General features: G+C 64.4%; 7 protein-coding genes. All 7 read right to left on the reverse strand.

Translation table 11 applies throughout. From position 1 onward, the window contains the following. The coding region (locus tag WAN71_RS17830) for a Clp protease N-terminal domain-containing protein (RefSeq protein ID WP_422226604.1) at window positions 1-464 on the reverse strand (464 nt) is incomplete at its 3' end. A gap of 295 nt (window positions 465-759) precedes the next feature. Continuing rightward, on the reverse strand, window positions 760-1,098 hold the full coding sequence (gene lsr2 / locus WAN71_RS17835) for a histone-like nucleoid-structuring protein Lsr2 (RefSeq protein ID WP_422226605.1): 339 nt from the start codon (window positions 1,096-1,098) through the stop codon (window positions 760-762). 117 nt (window positions 1,099-1,215) lie between these two features. Continuing rightward, window positions 1,216-2,724, reverse strand: coding sequence for a lysine--tRNA ligase (lysS, locus tag WAN71_RS17840; protein ID WP_422226606.1), 1,509 nt, complete (start codon window positions 2,722-2,724; stop codon window positions 1,216-1,218). 44 nt (window positions 2,725-2,768) lie between these two features. Beyond that, window positions 2,769-3,593: a type III pantothenate kinase gene (locus WAN71_RS17845; protein ID WP_422226607.1), complete on the reverse strand. Its 825-nt coding sequence runs from the start codon at window positions 3,591-3,593 to the stop codon at window positions 2,769-2,771. 13 nt (window positions 3,594-3,606) lie between these two features. Continuing rightward, complete coding sequence (panD, locus tag WAN71_RS17850; RefSeq protein ID WP_422226608.1) at window positions 3,607-4,014, reverse strand: aspartate 1-decarboxylase; 408 nt, start codon at window positions 4,012-4,014, stop codon at window positions 3,607-3,609. Further along, a complete protein-coding gene (gene panC, locus WAN71_RS17855) occupies window positions 4,014-4,958 on the reverse strand; it encodes a pantoate--beta-alanine ligase (protein WP_422226609.1) in 945 nt (314 codons plus the stop codon). The genes panD and panC overlap by 1 nt, the downstream gene beginning before the upstream one ends. Beyond that, a complete protein-coding gene (locus WAN71_RS17860) occupies window positions 4,955-5,875 on the reverse strand; it encodes a Rossmann-like and DUF2520 domain-containing protein (RefSeq protein ID WP_422226610.1) in 921 nt (306 codons plus the stop codon). Before WAN71_RS17860 ends, panC begins: the two co-directional genes overlap by 4 nt. Window positions 5,876-6,039 lie beyond the last annotated feature (164 nt).

Here is a 6,039-nt window from a genome sequence, read left to right on the forward strand (position 1 = left end):
GTACCGGCCTCGGCCGTCTCCTTGCCCTGGTAACCGGACAGCAGCTGAATCACCTGCTGACGCACCCGGGTGAGCTCAGCGCCCAGTTTGACCAACACCTGGGCCGCAACGCCTTCACCCTCACGGATCAAGCCGAGCAGAATGTGCTCGGTGCCGATGTAGTTGTGGCCAAGCTGCAGCGCCTCACGCAGACTCAGCTCGAGCACCTTCTTGGCGCGTGGCGTAAACGGGATGTGTCCCGACGGGGCCTGCTGGCCCTGGCCGATGATCTCCTCGACCTGGCTGCGGACGCCCTCCAGCGAGATGCCCAGCGACTCCAGTGACTTTGCGGCTACACCTTCGCCCTCATGAATAAGACCCAACAGGATGTGCTCGGTGCCGATGTAGTTGTGGTTGAGCATCCGGGCCTCTTCTTGCGCCAGGACGACGACCCTGCGGGCACGGTCGGTAAATCGTTCGAACATCGGTGGTTACCTGCTCTCCCTCACCATCGGTACTCCGTCATTATCGGCTCAGGGGCCGACACTTGCGTACCTGCCATCCACTGTAGTGGGCGGCTCGCCAGGCTTCCTACCTTGCGGTCGGTAATGCCATCGCTATCTGCCCGGCTAAATCAGAGCCGTAATGAAAGCAACGCGGTAAACCGGCAAAACGGTTCCCGGCCGGGTGGGTGATTATTTCGCCACCAGCGAAAAGCCGGACCAGCCCGCGTTCGGTGCTGGTCCGGCTCTGCTGTACCGCGCGGTGTTGGTCGCCGGGTCAGGTTGCAGCGTGGAACGCGTCGATGACGTCGGCCGGGATGCGGCCCCGCGTCGACACGTTGTGCCCGTTGCGACGGGCCCATTCCCGGATCGCGGCGCTCTGCTCGCGGTCGATGGCTCCGCGGCCGCGACCGGAGCCAGAACGTCCGCGCCGACGACCGCCGACCCGACGGCCGGCTGCGACCCACTGCTTCAGGTCGTTGCGCAGTTTCGTGGCATTTTTGGTCGAAAGGTCAATCTCATAGGTCACCCCGTCGAGGCCGAATTCGACAGTTTCATCGGCGGCGCCCTCACCGTCGAAATCATCGACCAAGGTGACGGTCACTTTCTTCGCCATTGGCTAAGCCTCACGCTTTCTTCCTGCGCACTTACCGTGCGAGTTGTTTGGATCGCCCCCGTGAACATCAATCTGCCATATGCAGGCGCGGTATTCAATACGCCACCATAGATGACGTCAGTTGCTATGCGGACGAACAATCGGGAACAATACTGTCTCCCTAATTGACAGACCAGTCAAAGCCATCAACAACCGATCGATACCCATTCCCGTTCCGGTGCACGGCGGCATGGCGTACTCCAGAGCGGTCAGAAAATCCTCGTCGAGCACCATCGCCTCGTCATCGCCGGCCGCGGCCGCTCTCGCCTGTTCAGCGAATCTCTCCCGTTGCACCACCGGGTCGATCAATTCCGAATATCCGGTGGCCAGTTCGACCCCGCGTATATACAGGTCCCACTTCTCGGTAACCCCCGGGATGCTGCGGTGTTGACGCGTCAAAGGCGTTGTCTCCACTGGAAAATCCCGAATAAAGGTGGGTGCGGTCAAGCTGGCGCCCACGGCATGTTCCCATAATTCTTCGACCAGCTTGCCATGCCCATACCCGCGGTCGGAGGGCACCTCGACGCCGAGCGACTCGGCGATCGCACGTAAGCGGTCAACAGTGGTGTTCGGTGTGATCTCTTCGCCGAGTGCCTCCGATAGCGACGGATACATTTGTATCGACGCCCATTCTCCATCGATGTCATAGACACTGCCGTCGGGTAGTGACAGTTGCCTAGTACCGATCGCCTCGTCCGCCACCTGTTGAATAAGCTCGCGCGTCACGACCGCCGAATCGTCATACGTTCCATACGCCTGGTAGGTCTCCAACATGGAAAATTCGGGGGAATGTGTGGAATCGGCTCCTTCGTTTCGGAACACTCGATTAAGTTCGAAGACCTTGTCGAACCCACCAACGACGCATCGCTTGAGGAACAGTTCCGGTGCGATCCGAAGGTACAGATCGATGTCGAGCGCATTGGAGTGCGTGACGAACGGCCGAGCCGCTGCACCCCCCGCCAAAGTTTGCAACATCGGCGTCTCGACTTCGAGAAACCCGCGCTGCTCCAGCGCGGACCGTATCGCGCGAATGACGGCGATCCGCAGCCTGGCGACCGTGCGTGCCTGGGGACGGACGATCAGGTCAACGTAGCGCTGCCGCACCCGCGACTCTTCGCTCATCTCTTTATGTGCCACCGGCAGCGGCCGCAGCGCCTTGGACGCCATCTGCCAGCTATCGCCGAGGACCGACAGCTCGCCGCGCCGTGAGCTGATCACCTCTCCGTGTACGCAGACGATGTCGCCGATATCGACGTCGGCTTTCCAGGCGTCAAGCTCCTCCGCACCGACGCTGGCGAGGCTCAGCATGACCTGCAGCTGGGTGCCGTCGCCTTCTTGGAGTGTCGCAAAACACAATTTTCCCGAATTGCGGGCGAACACCACCCGGCCGGCGACACCGACGATGTCACCGGTGGTCGAATCGGCGGGCAAGTCGGGGTAAGCGGCACGGATCTGCGCCAGCGTATGGGTGCGGCCGACTTCGACGGGGTAAGGGTCGCGGCCCTGCTCCGACAACCGAGCACGCTTGTCCCGGCGGATCCGGAATTGCTCAGGGATGTCCTCAGGAAGGTCCTCGCCGGCGTTCACGACCTGCCAGCTTAAGTCATGCGCTTGCCAGCGATATTGCCTCCTCAGCGCGCCGTCTTGAGCCGTCCGCGCTGGCTGTCCCGGTTGCGTTCGAACACCAGCCGCAGCCCATGCAGAGTCAGGTGCTGGTCATAGTGATCGACGGAATGCAGTTCGGCCAGCAGCAGCGGCGCGGTGTGGCCAGTCGCCACGACCGTGACCTGATTTCCTGGGCCGCCTGCAAAACCGTCCACGTCGTCGCGGATGCGGCCGACCAGGCCATCCACCAGCCCGGCGAAACCGAACACCGCACCCGCCTGCATGCATTCGACGGTGTTCTTGCCGACCACCGAACGCGGCCGGGCCAGCTCGACCCGCCGCAATGCGGCCGAGCGCGCGGCAGCCGCGTCGGAGGAGACCTGTATCCCCGGCGCGATAGCGCCGCCCAGGAATTCGCCTTTGGCGGACACCACGTCGACGCAGATCGATGAGCCGAAATCGATCACGATGGCCGCGGTACCGTACTTCTGAAAAGCGGCGAGGCAGTTGACAATCCGATCGGCACCGACTTCTTTCGGATTGTCCACTAGCAGCGGGATGCCGGTGCGGACCCCGGGTTCGATCAGCACATGCGGCACCGACGGCCAGTACTGGTCGAGCATCACCCGTACTTCGTGCAGCACCGATGGAACCGTAGACAGAGCGGCTGCACCGGTTAGCCGATCGGAGTCCTCACCAATCAGACCGTCAAGGGTCAAGGCAAGTTCGTCGGCGGTGACTTCGGATTCGGTGCGAATCCGCCACTGCTGCACTACCGTCGCATGCTCCTTCGAACCGGAGAGCAGGCCGACAACGGTGTGTGTGTTGCGGACGTCGATTGCCAGCAGCACGGCTAGGAGACCTTCATCGCGGCGAGACCAGCTCGCCTGCATCGGCCGGTACGAACGCCGGATCGTGTCCGAGGTCGATCGGCCGGTTGCCGGCGTCGACGAAGACGATCCTCGGCTGGTAGCTGCGCGCCTCGGCGTCCTCCATCGTCCCGTAGGCAATCAGGATCACTAAGTCACCGGGATGGACGAGATGCGCTGCAGCACCGTTGATTCCGATCACACCGCTGCCGCGCTCGCCGGTGATCGCGTAGGTGACCAGCCGGGCGCCGTTGTCGATGTCGACGATGGTCACCTGTTCGCCCTCGAGCAAGTCGGCCGCATCCATCAAGTCGGCGTCGATGGTCACCGAGCCAACGTAGTGCAGGTCCGCCTGCGTGACGGTTGCCCGGTGGATCTTCGACTTCAGCATTGTTCGTAACATCAGTTCCTCCAGGGTGATTCGTGACGCCCAGCCGGGACCGCGGGCTCCCGCCCGTCGACGCCGACGGTAGTGCTGATTTCAATCGCGACATTGTCGAGGAGTCTGATGGCACCGAGCCGGGCCGCAATCAGCAAGCGGGCGGGGCCGTGCAGTGGCGCCGGCCCAAGTGCAGGATCGCGCACCTGCAGATAATCCACTTCCAGCGCGGGCACCTCCGCCAGCACAGCGCGGGCCGCCTGCAGCGCCGCGTCCGCACCACCGGATGCGACATGCGTCCCGGCCAGCAGCGCCGCCGACAGCACGCCGGCCAGTTCACGTTGGGCAGGATCGAGGTAGCGGTTGCGCGACGACATCGCCAGGCCATCTAGTTCACGCACGATCGGCACCCCGATCACCCGCACATCGACATTGAGGTCGGCCACCATCTGCCGGACCAGCACCAGCTGCTGATAGTCCTTCTCGCCGAAGAACACTCGATCAGGGCGCACAATCTGCAGCAGCTTCAGCACCACGGTGAGCATGCCGGCGAAATGAGTGGGCCGGGCGGCGCCCTCGAGCTCGGATCCCAGCGGGCCCGGATGTACGGCGGTACGGGGGCCGTCCGGATACATCGCTACAACGCTTGGGATGAAAGCTATTTCAACCCCTTCACCGCGCAGCAGCGCCAAATCGTCGTCGACGATCCGCGGGTAAGCGTCGAGATCTTCGTCGGCGCCGAATTGCAGCGGGTTGACGAAGATGGACACCACCACCACCGATCCGGGCACCCGTTTGGCGGCCCGGACGAGGGACAGATGCCCGTCGTGCAGCGCGCCCATGGTCGGCACCAGCATCACTCGTCGACCGGTATAACGCAGCGCACGGCTGACCTCGCCGACATCACTTGGACTCGAATACACGTTGAGTTCGCCGGCATTGAACCTCGGCGGCCTGTTGACGGTCACCGCGCCGAAACCTCAAGGACCTGGAGGACCTCGTCGGGCGCATGCGCGCGCTGCGCGGTGCGCAGCGCGTTCAGCCGATAGGCCTGAGCCAGTTGCGCATCGACGGACGCCAGCGCGCTCAGGTGGGAAGCGACTGCGCCGGCGTCACCGCGAGCGACCGGACCGGTCAGCGCCGCCTGCCCTCGTTGCAGGGTGTTCTCCAGCGCGGCGCGGGCCAGCGGCCCGAGTATCCGTTCGGCGATGCCGCCAGGCTGATCGTCGACCAGCTGCTGACCAAGGAGTTCGTTGCCCGACAGGGCGGCCCGCAACGCGTCCAGGGCGTCGGCGAGCACGGTGACGACGTGGTTGCTGGCATGAGCCAGCGCAGCGTGATACAGGGTCCGCGCGTCCTCGCGGACCCGGAACGGCTCGCCGCCGATCTCCAGCACCAGGGATTGCGCGATCGCGTACCCGACCTCGTCGGCCGCGGTGATCCCAAAGCAGGTGTCCGGCAGCCGGGAGATGTCCTCGTCGGAGCCGGTGAACGTCATCGCCGGATGAATGGCTAGCGGAATACAGTCCTGCCTGCTCAACGGCTCCAGCACGGCCACGCCGTTGAGCCCGGAGGTGTGCGCGACGATGGTGCCCGGCCGCACCGCCGAGGTGGCGGCCAACCCCGAAACCAGCGCCGCCAGCTCGGTGTCCGGCACCGCCAGCAGCAGCAACTCGGAGTTACCGGCAACGTCGGGTACCGGGGAGACCGGGGTGTCGGGTAGCCAGCGCTCGGCCCGCCGCCGCGACGCCTGGGAAACGGCGCTGCACGCCACCACGACGTGGTCGACGCGTTCCAGCGCGACCCCCAAAGCCGTTCCCACCCGGCCGGCGGAGATGATCCCCACCTTGAGCCGGGCGGGGCGCAATCCGTCGAACTGCACCATCGCAGACGACCCTCACAAGTCTCTTGGTTTCGTTCCAGTCCCGCTGTGCGGGTACCGGACGGTCGTTAAGACTCTACCCTGGCAACGGCCCGAATCGCGCTGTGGCCTTCGCCGCAGTCCTCGCGGCGCCGGCGCCGGCCGCCGCCGGACGGGCTGGTTTGCAG

Origin of the sequence: Mycobacterium sp., assembly GCF_049280035.1 — a bacterium.
Classification (GTDB): Bacteria; Actinomycetota; Actinomycetes; order Mycobacteriales; family Mycobacteriaceae; genus Mycobacterium.